13 protein-coding genes and 1 pseudogene are annotated in these 14986 nt (G+C 57.8%); 7 read left to right on the forward strand and 7 right to left on the reverse strand.

What is annotated here, in order from left to right; genetic code table 11:
* Positions 1-394: 394 nt before the first annotated feature.
* Complete coding sequence (locus BUB54_RS11460) at positions 395-1183, forward strand: SDR family NAD(P)-dependent oxidoreductase (protein ID WP_048877361.1); 789 nt, start codon at positions 395-397, stop codon at positions 1181-1183.
* A 466-nt stretch (positions 1184-1649) separates the two neighbouring features.
* On the opposite strand, the gene BUB54_RS11465 is transcribed toward BUB54_RS11460, so the two are convergent.
* The 3 genes and pseudogenes from BUB54_RS11465 to BUB54_RS11475 all read right to left on the reverse strand — a co-directional run bounded on the left by BUB54_RS11465 (position 1650) and on the right by BUB54_RS11475 (position 3358).
* Positions 1650-1946 carry a transposase gene (locus tag BUB54_RS11465; RefSeq protein WP_048877360.1) on the reverse strand — a complete coding sequence of 99 codons (297 nt, stop codon included), beginning with the start codon at positions 1944-1946 and terminating at the stop codon, positions 1650-1652.
* Between the two features lie 87 nt (positions 1947-2033).
* Positions 2034-2214 (reverse strand): annotated as a pseudogene (locus tag BUB54_RS21515) (IS21 family transposase); the annotation flags it as partial.
* Between the two features lie 427 nt (positions 2215-2641).
* Positions 2642-3358: an SDR family NAD(P)-dependent oxidoreductase gene (locus BUB54_RS11475; protein WP_048877358.1), complete on the reverse strand. Its 717-nt coding sequence runs from the start codon at positions 3356-3358 to the stop codon at positions 2642-2644.
* Positions 3359-3490: 132 nt separating this feature from the next.
* On the opposite strand from BUB54_RS11475, the gene BUB54_RS11480 reads away from it, so the two are divergent.
* Complete coding sequence (locus BUB54_RS11480) at positions 3491-4423, forward strand: LysR family transcriptional regulator (RefSeq protein WP_048877375.1); 933 nt, start codon at positions 3491-3493, stop codon at positions 4421-4423.
* 827 nt (positions 4424-5250) lie between these two features.
* Here BUB54_RS11480 and BUB54_RS11485 read toward each other — a convergent pair.
* Entirely contained in the window at positions 5251-5502 is a 252-nt protein-coding gene (locus BUB54_RS11485) for a helix-turn-helix domain-containing protein (RefSeq protein ID WP_052948275.1), read from the reverse strand.
* A 477-nt stretch (positions 5503-5979) separates the two neighbouring features.
* Between BUB54_RS11485 and BUB54_RS11495 the strand changes: the two genes are divergently transcribed.
* The 3 genes from BUB54_RS11495 (at position 5980) to BUB54_RS20810 (ending at position 7339) form a co-directional block, all read left to right on the forward strand.
* Positions 5980-6246 (forward strand): hypothetical protein, encoded by a 267-nt coding sequence (locus BUB54_RS11495; RefSeq protein ID WP_148359164.1) that lies wholly within the window; start codon positions 5980-5982, stop codon positions 6244-6246.
* 195 nt (positions 6247-6441) lie between these two features.
* Positions 6442-6921 (forward strand): hypothetical protein, encoded by a 480-nt coding sequence (locus BUB54_RS11500; RefSeq protein WP_073211649.1) that lies wholly within the window; start codon positions 6442-6444, stop codon positions 6919-6921.
* A gap of 241 nt (positions 6922-7162) precedes the next feature.
* Entirely contained in the window at positions 7163-7339 is a 177-nt protein-coding gene (locus BUB54_RS20810) for a hypothetical protein (RefSeq protein WP_175556504.1), read from the forward strand.
* Positions 7340-7657: 318 nt separating this feature from the next.
* Here BUB54_RS20810 and secA read toward each other — a convergent pair whose 3' ends face one another.
* Both secA and BUB54_RS11510 read right to left on the reverse strand, forming a co-directional pair.
* Complete coding sequence (gene secA, locus BUB54_RS11505) at positions 7658-10333, reverse strand: preprotein translocase subunit SecA (protein ID WP_048877356.1); 2676 nt, start codon at positions 10331-10333, stop codon at positions 7658-7660.
* A gap of 81 nt (positions 10334-10414) precedes the next feature.
* On the reverse strand, positions 10415-11317 hold the full coding sequence (locus BUB54_RS11510; RefSeq protein WP_048877372.1) for a bestrophin family protein: 903 nt from the start codon (positions 11315-11317) through the stop codon (positions 10415-10417).
* Positions 11318-11417: 100 nt separating this feature from the next.
* Here BUB54_RS11510 and BUB54_RS11515 point away from each other — a divergent pair, with 100 nt between their 5' ends.
* Positions 11418-12323 carry a peptidylprolyl isomerase gene (locus BUB54_RS11515; protein WP_048877355.1) on the forward strand — a complete coding sequence of 302 codons (906 nt, stop codon included), beginning with the start codon at positions 11418-11420 and terminating at the stop codon, positions 12321-12323.
* A 6-nt stretch (positions 12324-12329) separates the two neighbouring features.
* Positions 12330-13550: a bifunctional glutamate N-acetyltransferase/amino-acid acetyltransferase ArgJ gene (gene argJ / locus BUB54_RS11520; protein WP_048877354.1), complete on the forward strand. Its 1221-nt coding sequence runs from the start codon at positions 12330-12332 to the stop codon at positions 13548-13550.
* Between the two features lie 3 nt (positions 13551-13553).
* Here argJ and BUB54_RS11525 read toward each other — a convergent pair whose 3' ends face one another.
* Positions 13554-14981 carry an NAD(P)/FAD-dependent oxidoreductase gene (locus BUB54_RS11525; protein ID WP_048877353.1) on the reverse strand — a complete coding sequence of 476 codons (1428 nt, stop codon included), beginning with the start codon at positions 14979-14981 and terminating at the stop codon, positions 13554-13556.
* Positions 14982-14986: the final 5 nt, after the last annotated feature.

Below are 14986 nucleotides of genomic sequence, written 5' to 3' on the forward strand. Positions count from 1 at the left end.
CCTTGCCGATGTGCTCAAGGGCCTCTCCGTTGCCTGGGATACCGATGCCGCGTTTGCCCAGAACAGCTCTGAGTCCAATGTTCACTACAACAACCCGTACTTCAGCAGCCGTTTCTATCTGAAGTACGCGTTCTAATTGTGGCACCGAACTTGTCATCTGCCCGTGCTAAACCGGCGATATTTCATTGGTACAGTAGAGTAGGTGCTAAGTAGCACCTACTAATTTGTTAGCTTGATGTATGTCTATACTATCATGCTTTGGCCTCAAGGGCGCGGCGACACATCTGCATCGCCCATGCCGGGCATATGGCGCAGATGGAAAAGTCAAGTAAGGCGAACCGGATATCCGGCCGCCCCACAGCCGGGGCGGATTTTCAAAATGGGAGGAAAATCCATGAGCAATACCGTCGAAAACCGCAGTATCATCGTGACCGGCTCGGGCCGAGGCATTGGCCGCTCTATTGCAGAAGGGCTGGCCAAGGAGGGCGCCCGCTTAGTGATTGCCGACATCGATTCTGTCACCGCTGAAGCTACTGCCGCCGAGATACGAGACGCTGGCGGTCAGGCCATCGGCATCGTCGCCGACGTGACCGACCGTGCCAGCGTCAAGGCGCTGATCGCCCGCGCCGTTGCGGAATATGGCCGACTGGACGCAATGTTCAACAATGCCGGAATCGCGCAGGTCAAGCAGTTCAACGATATCACCGAAGACGACTGGTACCGGGTCATGGACATCAACGCCATGGGGGTGCTGATCTGCATTCAGGAAGCTTCGAAACAGTTTATCTCCCAGGGCGGAGGCGGCAAGATTGTCAACACGGCCTCCATCGCGGGAAAGCAGGGCTACGAGCCCTTGGCGCATTATTCGGCCAGCAAGTTCGCCGTGGTGGCGCTGACTCAGGCCGCCGCCCGCGCCTTCGGCAAGTACAAGATCAATGTCAATGCCATCTGTCCCGGCGTCGTCGCCACTGACATGTGGAAGCTAATAGACAAGGGCTTCAAGGACGAGGGGCTGACGAACCGCGACAACGAGGCTTTCGAGGGTTTCTCGGCCGACATTCTGCTGGGCCGCGCCTCGCGTCCCGACGACTTGGTCGGCGTGTCGATCTTTCTCGCCTCAGAAGGGTCCGACTACATGACCGGGCAGAGCATGCTAGTCGACGGTGGCATGGTGTTGGTATGAGCGCAAAGGCCAAGCTGGTTGATATGAACGCCCGCGCTATGGTGTTGTACAAAACGGGGCAAGACCATGAGCGCTTTTCGAGGGCCGCTTCAGGCCGCCAAGTGCGGGGAAACAGTTGGCCATGCCCGTCAGCGCCCATAAGACAAACCTAGCTTTCTGAATAAAGGAGGATTTTTGGCTCATCTACACTCTTTCGTCACTACGGTGAGCCAAAAATCGTCGACCACCAAGCCGTTCGCCCAGGCTATAGTGCGATGTGCAATAGTGGTGTTGGTCAAGTATTTGACTATAATATGTGGGTCGGCATGGAATAAGGGCTCCGACGCATATGTGGGACGGCCCTTGGTAAGAGCTTTTTGCACGCCGATCAGGCATCTCGTTTGAATGCCGTTTGACAAATGCGCCCGAATATCGCGCAGAGACGGACCTGCGGCGTAAGGCTCAATGATCTTGTCATCCACCCCGTCTATCGGGTTTGGCCCTTCTTCGCTAACTCAGGTTCGAAACTGCCATCACCATCCCGGGACACGGCAACCCGCACCTTGCCATCTGCGCCCTTCGCCCGCTTCGTCGAAACACTGTTGCGCCGGTTGGGCTGATCAGACGGCAGTTCCGCACTAGCCTCATAGCCCAGATGCGCCATCAATTCCGCGCCCAGTATCCGCTCCATCAGCAGGATCTTCAGTTCCTTCATCAGCCCGGTATCACCAAGCAGGTCCTCGGGCCGCTTGCACCCCTTCAGTAACTCATTCGAAATCGTCATCTTTCATGCTCCCCTTTGGAAGCATAGACCAAATTGGCCATACACAAGGGACGGACACTCTCTCCTGGTATTCTCTGCTAGCGTATAAAACAACATTTCGCGGGTCTGCAGCGGAAAGGCATGGACGACTATGCGACAGCTTTGCGTGCACGACATGCGGTTTCCTCCTTTCGTCCGCGATAGCAGCCTAGTCCTCGCTCCCGTCAAACTGGAAGGCTTGGTCAAGTGTAAATAACAGCGGCGCGAATGTCGCGCGGCCGCCGGTTTGCTACTCGCGCTGCTGCTCAGCCTGCCATAGCCGTAATGCAATGCGGCGCCTTCGCCAGAAAGAAGATCAACTGCATACGCGCCAATTTCTTCCGAAAGTCCGTATTTCCATCCCGCAGCTCACCGTGAAACTGAAAAGGCTGCTTTGCGAGATCCAGTCGTATAATGGCCTCGTCCCTTGATGCGCTTTCTTTACTGCGACGTTTGACCAATATCAGTTTGGCACATCGCGATGCCGTCGGGAGCGGGCATCCACCCACTTCAAATCTCAGCGCAAATTAACCCGCTAGTCCCGTCAGGGTGGCGTTCTCAAAGCGCGCGGGGGTGCCGCCCGCGTGTTATACGTGGGAGACTGCCGAGAGTGCTTTTTCTTTAAAAATGGCTGCGAGAGTTCCGGCGTAAGGCGAGGCCCTCAGGCATAACTCCACTTACCATGGGACAGTTTGGCCCGTGCGGTCGAGATACTCCAGGCCAGACTTTCCACGTTTTGTGAGCAAAGTGTTCACAATGTCGGGAATGGTTTCCTCAAGGCCGAGCGGCGCGTCAGGCCCGCCCAGGCCGGTGCGAATCCAGCCCGGCGCCATGACGACCATGGCGCGCTGCGGATGTGCCTCACGCGCTGCGAAGCACCGCATGAACATGTTGAGCGCCGCTTTGCTGCCGCGATAGACCTCCCGTCCGCCATTTTCATTATTGCTGATACTGCCCTGTCCTGACGACATGGCGCCGATCAGGCCATTTTTCGGGACGAGATCCTGCAATGCTTCAATGGCACGCATGGGGCTCAGCGCGTTGGTAACCATGACGTATGTGAATTCTTCCGTGCTCACCTGCCCAACATGGACATGCTGATCGTGCGTCGTGGTTCCAGCATTGACAAAAAGAATGTCGAGTACCCTGCTTGTCAGACGATCGCGCAACGCCGCGATCTGATCTGACGCGTTGATGTCGAGGATTTCAATCGCCACCCGGTCCTGGTGTTTATCAGCGAGATCGTGCAGCTCAGTTCGTGCGCCGGACCTGACCGTGCCGATGATGTTCCAGCCTTTTTTCAAGAGCTCGGCGGCTATGGCGTATCCAAGGCCGCGCGACGCGCCGATGATCAGGGCCGTGCCGGTAGTATCATGTGCAATATTCGTGGACATGTGATGATCCTTCAAGGCGGTATATTGACAGCGGATATGGTTGAGGTCGTGACTTGGCGCCAGCCGCATGAGATGCACAATATAGTTGCGGAAGACGCTATGTCTTGGCCGCTCGAGTGTATAAGCTCGGTCATGGACAGTCTGGATTTGAATTTGCTGCGGGCGCTCGACGCCCTTTTGACCGAGGGGAGCGTGACCGGAGCGGCGCGTCGGCTCGGCTTAAGCAGCTCTGCCATGAGCCGGACTTTGGCAAGGCTGCGATCTGCAACAGGCGACCCGCTGCTGGTGCGCGCCGGGCGCGGGCTGGTTCCCACACCGCGTGCCGTAGCGTTGCGTGATCGGGTTCACGAGTTGGCCCATGAGGTGCGGGTGGTTCTTACCCCTCAGAATGACCGGCTGGACGCCGCCACGCTGGAGCAGACATTTGTCATTCGCGCTAATGAGGGCTTTATCGGGTTATTCTGCGCGCCGCTGGTGGCGGCCGTCGCGGAAGCGGCGCCACATGTCAGCCTACGGTTCGCGCCCAAACCTATCAAGGACGCCGAACCGCTTCGGGCTGGGCTAGTCGATCTAGAAATCGGGGTTCTTGGGGACTTTGCACCGGAGGTGCGAACACATCTCCTCTTCCGCGATAGATTTCTGGGGGTGGTTCGGGATGGGCACCCATTGCTGGAGGCGACCATAACGCCGGAGCGCTATGTGGCGTACAAACATGTCGTAGTGTCGCGAAAGGGGGCTTTCACGGGGCCGGTGGATGAGGCGCTGGAGAAGTTGGGATTCAGACGGCAGATCGTCGCCGTCGTACCCGGCTTTCCCGATGCTTTGCGTATTGCGCGCCAGTCAAACCTCATCGCGCTCGTACCGCGCTCGTGTTTCGATATCGGTCTGATGGGTGGTGATCCGCTCATACAGGGCTTGGTTAGCTTCCAGCTACCCGTCCCGACGCCGGAGATAGCGATATCGGCGATGTGGCATCCCCGCACGGATGCTGATCCCGCCCACCGCTGGCTGCGCGAGACCGTGATCTCCGTCTGCCTGACGGCTTTCCCACGACATCGGGAATGACTGGACGGAGGAAGAGCTGTTTGGGTTGCTGTATGACCGGGTGCAGGTTCAGATCAGTGCCGCCGCTACCGGCATTGAGTAGGATTATGTTGAAAGGTTACAGGCCAGCGACAAGGGGCCGCGCCTTTGCCTTTAGAAACGCGGCGGCTTGGATACCGCAGGCAACGAGATGACCGACACTCTCGCCTCCTGGCCGATTCCGCAATCTCAATTATAACCCCTGGGAGTGCCAACATGTCGAATGACCCACCTTAGGCACGACTCAAGGCTAGATTGTTTTGAAAATGGTTCAGAAATCATCAGCTTGTTCAGCGTGTCCATAACTCTTCATATATTAATTTGATAAGCAAACAAACTATCTCATTCGCTTGCCGCGTCAAGAACAACGTATCGAGTTACACTCCGGGGCTTGGAAGGTTTCCTAGATGATTTAGGCTACTTTCCGCGCCCTCCCATCGATTTTCGATCTGATTGAACTAGCCTGCGGCGAGCGGCTGCACTGATGAGGCGGATGCCACGCCCACGGGCGGCGTCGTATACTGTTGAGCATAACGTGTTGGTTTCAGGACTTCATGTCCGATCATTAAAAATCGGCTTTCAGAAAAATGCTTCGAACTGTTGGGTAAAGCGTTTTTACACCGTTCTAAATTTCCGTGCCGATCAGGCAGATCGTGCTATAGGAAGGGGCGTCTTGCTAGATGCTTAGATCCAACGCTTGCAAAGTTTACCCTTCGCATCAGAAATTTATTCCTTCAATGAAATAAAAAATTCTCCTCGTGATTGCGGAAACATGAGTTTATTCCGGGTTTTCTTAGAAGGAATTGGAATTAAATTAGATCGCCATCTCCGCTCTCAAAAAAATAAGAAATTGAGATATCTAGGTGCTTTGCTGCTTCATATAGCCGCGATGCACTTATCCGATTAATGCCCCTTTCATATTTTTGTATCTGCTGAAATGTAACGCCCAAAAGCTTTGCTAAATCAGCCTGTGTCAAACCGACCGCCGTACGCCTTAGGCGAAATCTTTGCCCAATTTGTTCATCGATAAGGTTTGCCTTTCGCGGGGCTTCATTAGTCATATTATTTGTTCTCATACCTATTTAACGCCCAGATATCCAGAATTTCCACGATTCATGCTTTTTACAGTGGTCCTTTCCCTAACATGTTCTTACTTTGAAGTTAGGGGTTGTAAGTTAATATATGCCCTGCTTATGTGCTGAGCAAAAGAGGGGGGAGTTTCCGCCTCTGGCCGTTCACGCGGGGGCTGACGGCCAAGCTGCGCGCTGATGTTGATGCGCTCGGCTTACTGTTGCACATCCATCCAATGCCGGGACATTCAGGCGATCGCCCGCAGACGAAAAGCTTGCTGAACGGCTTACAGGGCGTCCAGAAAAGTTCGGTCTGCAGACATGGCCTAGTGGTTAGCCCCTGCATCATTAAAATTTTTTATGACAGGCAGTTTAAGGATATAAAACAGGCTTTACAAGGTAACTTTTTTGTAATTGGTTGTTATGGAAGGCCAGGCCGCATCTTCAAGCGACTAAGGGGTATGTTTGATGAGTACGTCTAAGACCGTGTCTAAAATAATCGCCATGATGCCCAAGGCGATCGCGGAGTTAAAAGCAACCGGAAAAAATGACGCAGCTGGATTAATTGAGGCTAATCAAAAGCTGTTGGAAGACTATTTCAGGGGCAACGGGCCTCGTCCGGTTAGACCGCGCAAGCCAATACCGGATGTAATTATAGGTGTTCAGCTAGCTGAAGAAAAAAAATATGAGCAAAAAGTGCAATGCGAAGAGCGTGAGTTATGCCCGGCCATCTGAGTTGACCTTGAAGAACTCAAGCAATTGCCGATCATCAATATGCTTCGATCCTCCCATAGCGTTCTTCAAGCCAGCTGAATATTTCTTTTTAGAAATGAAGCTTTCGAGGGGTACATGGCGTCTATGAGATATTGACCTTGATCGGCTGGACCGCTCCATCAGCCTGGCCTCGGAGTTAGGTCTAGGGAATTTTATATGTTGACATTGTCTAAACTTGCATTTGGCGTTGTTCTGGCGGCTTGGCAGCCGAGCACTGGACTACCCAATCCAAGCATGACCCCAGGCGCTATTAATACTCACGTTACCCAGAGCAATATCGGCACAACAATCTGCGTGCGTGGCTGGACACGTAAAGTTCGACCGCCTGAATATTATACTGAAAAACTGAAGCGATCGCAGATTCGCGCCTATCGCTATGAGGATCGCCGCTTGGGAGATTATGAAGAAGACCACCTTATTCCCCTTGAACTTGGTGGGTCTCCTACGTCGCCACAGAACCTTTGGCCCGAGCCACATTACGTGCCAGGTAACTTAGGAAGTCACAGCAAAGATCGCCTTGAAAACAGGTTACACAAGCTCGTTTGTCGTGGCGACCTGTCGCTGAACAATGCCCGTCACGCAATCGCTAGTGATTGGGTTGCAGCCTATAAGCGTTATATGAGCTCATCGTACTGATTAATTGTTAGTTTGTCTCCACAAGACGGGTTGCTGCCGGTTTCATGGATGCCAGTGTTGAATTCCATTGAGATCTGGCTCTCACTCATATGTGGAACGGCCCTTGGCAAGTTTTGAGCGTCAGATCAAGCGCGTTCAGCCGTTTCCGAATGGCCTTGATGGTGAGCGAAATGCCAAGCTCCGTCTCTCCCCAGTCCACCAGTTCCGACAACGTTGCGTCGGGCTAGGTCTGTATACGCGCATGCAAAATAGCGTCATACCCGGCCAGCTTGGTGGGCGTATGGGAGCGTTGTCCGCTAACGCACGGACCGCCCTGGCGGTCACGGCGGTGCCGCGCTTTGATGACGTAGGAGCGGCTGACCGCAAAGCGCGCACCAACCACTGCAGCACTGCCGAAACACGATCACGCAAATCCTGAGAGTAGGCTTATCCGCGACGATGACCTACCAATGGCCGCCTGTTCCAACCGGAAACTTATGAATCTTAAAACCTGACCGTGCCGGAAGAGCAAGATTCAAGTCAAAGGCAAGTGGCTCTAAGTCGCACACGCGCTTGATACAGCGCACTTCCGAGGCGCAGCACAACTTTGCTGCCCTCCATCCGGGTTATGTCGTGCAGGTTTTTCGAACTTCTGTCTAGAACCGCAGCGAAAATGCATCAAATGCTGCGGTGTCTAGAATGTGTATAGCCTAAACAGGGTTGTTTCGACCCGTCAAAGTTGTTGAATTTTAAAGCTTTATAGCTTTCCGTGGCAATATTTGTATTTCTTGCCGGAGCCACAGGGGCAGGGGGCGTTGCGCGGTGTGGAAGCCCAGCTTTCAGGTTGGGCAGGGTTCACTTCTTCTGAAATGAAGCCTTCCATCACCGGGTCAGTCAGAGCCGGCTCCCCCGGAGCGGGGTGAGACTCGAACATTTGCTGAGGAGGCGGCTCGGCCACGGGCTGCACGGCGACATGGGCCATTGCCAGGGTCACCCGCTCCTTAAGGTCGTCCAGCATCGCGGCGAACATCATGAATGCTTCGCGCTTATATTCGTTCAGCGGGTCGCGCTGGCCATAGCCACGCAGGCCGATGCCCTGGCGCAGATAATCCAGCGCCAGCAGATGCTCTTTCCAGACATGGTCAAGTGTCTGCAACAGTATGGATTTTTCGATATAGGCGTTGAGTTCCTGACCGAACTGCTCGGCCTTGGCGGCGGCGGCCGCATTGGCCGCGTCCTCGATTCGCTCGCGCAGATGCACTTCGTCGATGCCTTCCTCGGCGGCCCATTCCTCTACGGGTAGGTCGAGGGCGAGAACGCGCTTCACATCGACGGCCAACTCGGCGGACTGCCATTGTTCGGCGAAGGCTTTTTCTGGCACCCGGTTTTCGACCATCGCGGCGATTACGTCATGACGCATTTCCGTGACGACATCCGCGACGCTGTCCGTGCTCATGAACTCGCGGCGCTGGGCGTAAACCTCTTTGCGCTGGTCGTTCATCACGTCGTCGTATTTCAGCACGTTCTTACGCATGTCGAAATTGCGGATTTCGACCTTTTTCTGCGCCTTTTCCAACGCCCGGTTGATCCAGGGGTGGATGATGGCCTCGCCTTCCTGAAGCCCCAGCTTCTGCAGCATTCCGCCCATGCGTTCGGAGCCGAAAATGCGCATGAGGTCATCTTCAAGCGACAGGAAGAAGCGTGAGGCGCCGGGGTCGCCTTGACGGCCCGAGCGGCCGCGCAACTGGTTGTCGATACGGCGGCTCTCATGACGCTCGGTGCCGATGACGAACAGGCCGCCAGCGTTTTTCACCACATCATGATTGGCGTCGATCTCGGCGCGAAGTGCGGCGGGGTCGATGTCCGGCTCCAGTGCCAAGCGCATTTCGTAATTGCCGCCGAGCTTAATGTCCGTACCACGGCCCGCCATGTTGGTGGCGATGGTGATGGCCCCCGGCGCACCGGCCTGGGCGACGATCTTGGCTTCCTGCTCATGGAAGCGTGCATTCAGCACGCTGTGCTTGATGCCCTTGCGGGTGAGCAGGTTGGAGATGATCTCGCTTTTCTCGATGCTCGTGGTGCCAACCAGAACGGGCTGGTTCCGGCCCCGGCATTCCTCGATTAGCTTCGCCACTGCCTCATATTTCTCTGCGGCGGTGCGATAGACCTCGTCATCCTGGTCGTCGCGCGCCACTGGCAGGTTGGTGGGGATTTCGACAACCGAGAGCTTGTAGATTTCGTCAAATTCATCGGCCTCGGTCATGGCCGTGCCAGTCATGCCTGCCAACTTGGGGTAGAGGCGGAAATAATTCTGGAAGGTGATGGAGGCCAGGGTCTGGTTCTCTTGCTGAACCTCAACCCGTTCCTTGGCTTCCAGCGCCTGATGCAGGCCATCCGAATAGCGGCGGCCTTCCAGCATACGGCCGGTGAACTCGTCGATGATGACGATTTTGCCTTCGCGGACAATGTAATCCACATCCCGCGTGAACAGCGTGCGGGCGCGCAGGGATTGCTGGACGTGATGCACCAGCGGCACGTTGGTGCGGTCGTAAAGCCCGCCATTCAGCAATCCGGCGGACTGCATCATTTCCTCAACCGTTTCGGCGCCCAGCTCGGTCATGTTCACCGTGCGGGCTTTTTCGTCTTTCTCATAAAATTCATGTTTGCCGTCTTCGGCCACCTGTCCTTTGGCCAGGAAGGCTTCCACTACCGCGTCCACCTGGGCGTAAAGGGTAGTCGGCTCGTCAGACGGGCCGGAGATAATCAACGGGGTGCGAGCTTCATCGATGAGGATGCTGTCCACCTCGTCCACGATGGCGAAGCTGAAGGGACGCTGGACCATGTCTTCCAGGCGGTACTTCATGTTGTCGCGCAGGTAATCGAAGCCGAATTCGTTGTTAGTGCCGTAGGTGATGTCAGCAGCATAGGCGGTGCGACGTTCGGGTTCTTCCACGCCGGGAATGATCACGCCGGTCGACAAGCCCAGGAAGCCGTAAAGCTGGCCCATCTGCGCGGCGTCACGGCTGGCCAGATAGTCGTTCACGGTGACGACATGTACGCCCTTGCCGTTGATGGCGTTGAGATACACCGCCAGAGTGGCGACCAGCGTTTTGCCTTCGCCGGTCTTCATCTCGGCGATCCGCCCGTCATGCAGCACCATGCCACCGATGAGCTGCACGTCGAAATGTCGCATGCCTAGAACGCGCTTGGCGGCCTCGCGCACCACGGCGAAGGCTTCCTCCAGCAGGTCGTCCAGGGTCTCGCCTTTTTCGAGGCGTTCCTTGAACTCCAGCGTCTTGGCGGTCAGAGCGGCATCGTCCAGCCCCTGCATTTGGGGTTCAAGGGCGTTGATGGCGATGACCCGGCGCTTATAGCTTTTCAGGGCACGGTCGTTGCTGGAGCCGAAAACGGCGCGGGCGAGGCTGGAAAGCATGATCGGGATGAAATCCGCACTTATAAAAGAGAACTGCCCGCTGACATAATCGCCAGGGCAGGCAGGGTCAAATGACCCGGATCAGAGCAGGACGAAGTTTTGGGGGTGCAAGGGCTCTGGCGTAGGGTCGCACAGTGTCTCGGCCACCGCGATATCGATGATGCGGACCATGGCATCCAGCGGCAAGCCATTGGGGGTGGCAGAGAAAGGTTGCTCCAGCTCCTCACCCAGTGCGTCTAGCCCCAGGAAGGAATAAGCCAGCACGAGCGTGAGAAGTGGGGTGCCCAGACCCAGAATATCCACCATGCCAAAGGGCAGCAGGAGGCAGAACAGCCAGACGGTGCGGTGCAGCATCAGGGAATAGGCGAAGGGCATGGGGGTAGCGCGCAGCCGCTCACACGCGCCCTGGATGCTAGTCATCGTGGTCATGTGGTCTGAGAAGAGGCGGTAGCTGATGTCCGAGATTTCGCCGGCGCGCATCCGTTCGGCGAATTCCGACGCCAGTTCGCTGAGCAGCAGGCCGGGGCGGTTGCGGACGGGCCTGGCCCATCCGCCAGCGGGCAGCCAGTCAGGTGCGGGCTGGGTCTGGCTACCTCGCAGTTGCGTGCGGAGCGCGTGGGCGAACATGCCGATACGGTGGGCGGCGCGGCGGCGCAAAGGGTCGTCCTCCGGCAACAGGGCGTTAATGTCCCGTAGGAAGCTGCGTGAGGTAGAGATCAGCGCGCCCCATTGCTGGCGGCCCTCCCACCAGCGATTGTAACAGGAGTTGTTTCTGAAGCCGAGAAAGATGGACAGGCCCAGCCCGAGCAGGGTGAAGGGTGCTACGCTCGCCACCCCGACATGCACCGGCCAGATATGATGCAGCCACACTACGACGCATGAAAGCAGCACAATCACCGCCAGTCGTGTGGCGATCATGGGCAATATCGAGCCGCGTAAGGCGAACACAAGGCCAAGGCCGGACGGGCGGGGGCGTACAATCATGCCTGCGGCATACAACGCCGTGCCGGAACCGGCCAAGTCTTGCCCCGGCTTGGGGTTTGGCTCATAGGAGCCACATCCTTCAAAGAATAAGGTTCGACAGATGCGCCATTTGCCTACGCTTTCCGCCCTGGCCCTTTCGCTGGCCCTGGCCGCGCCGGCTGCTTTCGCAGCGACCACATCTTCCGCGGATTCTTCCAAGACGGCGGCCCCGGCGGATTCCAACCCGGTTGTTGCCACAGTGAATAATATCAAAATTCATATGAGCGACATTCAGGCGGATGCGCAGAATATCCCGCCGCAGATGCAGCAGCTCCCGCCTGAGAAGCTGCTGCCGCTGCTGATCAACCAGGAGGTGGACCGCAAGGCGCTGCTGATCGCCGCGCAGAAGGAGGGGCTGGAGAAAGACCCCAATGTGGCCGCCCGGATGAAGGCCGCTGCCAATGTCCAGCTTGAGAATGCCTATGTGCAGAAGGCTGTGGCCGCGCAGGTGACCGACACCGCTGTGCAAGCTTATTATGACCAGCATTATGCAGGTAAGCCGGGCCCCGAGCAGGTGGATGCGCGGCAGATCCTGGTGTCCTCCAAGGAGAAGGCGGAGGACATTATCAAGCAGCTCAACAAGGGCGCTGACTTCGCCAAGCTGGCGGAGAAGGACAGCATCGACCCCGGTGCGAAGAATGGCGGTGAACTGGGCTGGTTCTCCAAGGACGAGATGGTGCCAGCCTTTGCTGACGCCGCCTTTGCGCTGAAGAAGGGCGAGTACACCAAGACCCCGGTGCAAACGCAGTTCGGCTGGCATGTGATCCTGAACGAAGGCCACAGGACCGCGCCGACCCCGTCCCTGGATGACGTGAAGCAGGAAATCCGCCAGAAGCTTGCTGACCAAGCGGTGCAGAACGTGCTGGACAAGGTGCGCGGCCAGGTGAAGATCCAGGTGTTCGACGCGAACGGTAAGCCGCTGCCGGAGGAGAAGTCCGCTCCGTCCTCCAGCGACAGCAGCAAGTAAGCCGCCATGGCCGGCCAGTTGCCTGTGTCTCCTTTGGCGTTGCCGATGCCGGAACTGCCGCCCATCGCCGGTGTGCGGTTGGCGACGGCCGAGGCTGGTATCCGCTATAAAGGGCGGACGGATGTGCTGCTGGCCGAGTTGGCCGCGGGTACGGCAGTTGCGGGGGTATTTACCCGCAACCTCTGCCCTGGCGCGCCGGTGACTTGGTGCCGCCAGGTGCTGCCCGGAGGACTGGCGCGCGGGTTGGTGGTGAATGCGGGCAATGCCAACGTGTTCAACGGTGCCGTTGGTGTGCGCGCCGTTGAAACCACGGCGCAGGCCGCAGCCACCACCCTCGGCACTGCGCCGGAACAGATTTTTCTGGCCTCGACCGGCGTGATCGGCGAGCCGCTGCCGGCGGAACGCATTGTCGCGGTAATGGACGGGCTGAAGGCTAGCCTCAAGCAAGACCGCTTCGCCGAGGCAGCCAAGGCGATCATGACGACCGACACGTTCCCCAAGGGCGCCACCCGGACGGTGGAGCTTGGCGGCAAGACAGTGCGGATCAACGGTATCGCCAAGGGGTCGGGCATGATCGCGCCCGATATGGCGACGATGCTGTGCTTTATTTTCACGGATGCGGCGATTCCCGCCTCGGCCTTGCAGGACATGCTGGCTGGCGGGGTGGAGCGCACGTTCAATTGCGTGACCATTGATTCCGATACTTCGACCTCTGACACGGTCCTGCTGTTCGCCACCGGGCAGGCCGGGAATGACCTCAATGCTGACCTCACCGGTTTCAGGGAGGCGCTGCATCAGGTGCTGCATGAGTTGGCGCTGCTGGTGGTACGGGATGGCGAGGGCGCGCAGAAATTCGTGACCATCAATGTGCAGGGCGCGGTAAGCGATGCTTCCGCTAAGAAGATTGGTCTTGCCATTGCCAACTCACCGCTGGTGAAAACCGCCATTGCGGGGGAGGACGCCAATTGGGGTCGGATTGTGATGGCCGTGGGCAAGGCAGGTGAACCGGCCGATCGGGACACGCTTGGCGTGGCGGTTGGCGGTGTGTGGATGGCCCGCGCGGGCGGCGTGGTGCCCGGCTATGATGAAGCGCCGGTGGTGGCGCACATGAAGGGCCGAAAGATTGAGATAACCGTCGATATTGGACTGGGGGAGGGCAAGGCCACGGTTTGGACCTGTGATCTGACCCACGGTTATATCGACATTAACGGCTCCTACCGGAGCTGAGGCTTAACGCATCAGTCCTTCCATGCGCGCGGCCAGGGCTTCGGCCAGCCGCCGCCGCCAGGGGGCACTGTGTGGGTTGGCTAAAACCTGATCCTCATGCACGAAGCTGGCGATGATGGCGTTATAGCCCAGCCAGCGCAGCGGTTCCGGCTCCCACCGGCGCAGGGCCTGCGAGATGGTTTTGTCTTTGATCACCCAGGGCTGGGTTGTCTCCAGGCTGTTCCGTCCGAGAATGAGGTCCGCCAGCGTGCGGCCACCAAGGTTGGATGCGCCCACGCCCTCCCCGCCATAGCCGCCGGACAGGGCAATTCGATTCTTCGAGTCCACCAGCATGTGCGGTTGAAAGCGGCGTGACATACCGAGATTGCCGCCCCAGCGATGGGTTATGGTGACATTTTGTAATTGCGGGAAGATTTCACCCAGCAGATAGCGGCGGAGATGCTCCTCTGCCTCCGTCAGATTGAAGTCCGTCCGCAGCTTGCCGCCGAAGCGGTAGCCGCCCCGCGCGCCGAACGCGAGACGGTTATCCGCCGTGCGTTGGCCGTATGTGACCTGACGGCTGAACTCACTAAAGGATTGGCCGCGGGAGAGCCCGATTCCGGCCCAAACATCTTCCGGCAGCGGCTCGGTGGCGATGAGCAGGCTTTGAACCGGCAGTTGATAATCGCCCAGGGGCGGCAACGTGGTGGCGTAGCCTTCCACGGCGGGCACCACCCAATCTGTCTTGATGCGTGCCTGGGCGGTGCGCAACTCGCCCGGTTGCCAGGCGATGACAGCGCTTTGCTCGTAGATTTTCACCCCCAGCCGTTCCACCGCGTCAGCCAAGCCGCGTGCTAGCCGGGCGGGTTGGATGGTGGCGCAATGCGGGGTGTAGATGGCACCCAAAGCGCCGGGAATCCGAATCTCCTGCGTTAGTTCGGCGGGGGTGAGCCAGCGGGCATCGGCTTCGGTCTGGCCCTCGGCGTGCATTTCCCGCAACCAGTCGCGCAGTCTGCGTTCCTGCTCCGGGTAGCGGGCGGCGCAATAGAGTGTGCCGCCTTTACGGAAATCGCAGGCGATGGATTCAGCCTGGACCACGCGGCCGACCTCATCCGGGATACCGTGTAGCAAGGCCCAGCTTTCATGCCGCTGCGGCTCAGGCAGGTGGCCGGTGAGGCGATCTTCCCCCAGCACCGCACCCATCACCCAGCCGCCATTGCGGCCAGAGGCGCCGAAGCCCGCAGTTTGAGCTTCCAATATGACGATATTCAAGTCCGGGGCGTGCGTTTTCAGGTAATAAGCTGTCCAGAGCCCGGTATAGCCCGCGCCGATAATGGCGATGTCGGCGGTGATGTCCGTGGCCAGGGCTGGACGAGGGGTAAGTGGCGCCTCAACGCCTTCCATCCAGAGGCTGATGGTCCGCCAGTTGTCCGGCTGATTCTGATGCGTCATGCCAC

The organism is Acidocella aminolytica 101 = DSM 11237 (genome assembly GCF_900129125.1).
GTDB classification, from domain to species: domain Bacteria; phylum Pseudomonadota; class Alphaproteobacteria; order Acetobacterales; family Acetobacteraceae; genus Acidocella; species Acidocella aminolytica.

Excerpts from the sequence above, each read along its gene's own strand:
- BUB54_RS11460 (WP_048877361.1), top strand. The coding sequence starts at position 395 with ATGAGCAATACCGTCGAAAACCGCAGTATCATCGTGACCGGCTCGGGC.
- BUB54_RS11465 (WP_048877360.1), bottom strand. The coding sequence starts at position 1,946 with ATGACGATTTCGAATGAGTTACTGAAGGGGTGCAAGCGGCCCGAGGAC.
- BUB54_RS11475 (WP_048877358.1), bottom strand. The coding sequence starts at position 3,358 with ATGTCCACGAATATTGCACATGATACTACCGGCACGGCCCTGATCATC.
- BUB54_RS11480 (WP_048877375.1), top strand. The coding sequence starts at position 3,491 with ATGGACAGTCTGGATTTGAATTTGCTGCGGGCGCTCGACGCCCTTTTG.
- BUB54_RS11485 (WP_052948275.1), bottom strand. The coding sequence starts at position 5,502 with ATGACTAATGAAGCCCCGCGAAAGGCAAACCTTATCGATGAACAAATT.
- BUB54_RS11495 (WP_148359164.1), top strand. The coding sequence starts at position 5,980 with ATGAGTACGTCTAAGACCGTGTCTAAAATAATCGCCATGATGCCCAAG.
- BUB54_RS11500 (WP_073211649.1), top strand. The coding sequence starts at position 6,442 with ATGTTGACATTGTCTAAACTTGCATTTGGCGTTGTTCTGGCGGCTTGG.
- BUB54_RS20810 (WP_175556504.1), top strand. The coding sequence starts at position 7,163 with ATGCAAAATAGCGTCATACCCGGCCAGCTTGGTGGGCGTATGGGAGCG.
- secA (WP_048877356.1), bottom strand. The coding sequence starts at position 10,333 with ATGCTTTCCAGCCTCGCCCGCGCCGTTTTCGGCTCCAGCAACGACCGT.
- BUB54_RS11510 (WP_048877372.1), bottom strand. The coding sequence starts at position 11,317 with ATGATTGTACGCCCCCGCCCGTCCGGCCTTGGCCTTGTGTTCGCCTTA.
- BUB54_RS11515 (WP_048877355.1), top strand. The coding sequence starts at position 11,418 with ATGCGCCATTTGCCTACGCTTTCCGCCCTGGCCCTTTCGCTGGCCCTG.
- argJ (WP_048877354.1), top strand. The coding sequence starts at position 12,330 with ATGGCCGGCCAGTTGCCTGTGTCTCCTTTGGCGTTGCCGATGCCGGAA.
- BUB54_RS11525 (WP_048877353.1), bottom strand. The coding sequence starts at position 14,981 with ATGACGCATCAGAATCAGCCGGACAACTGGCGGACCATCAGCCTCTGG.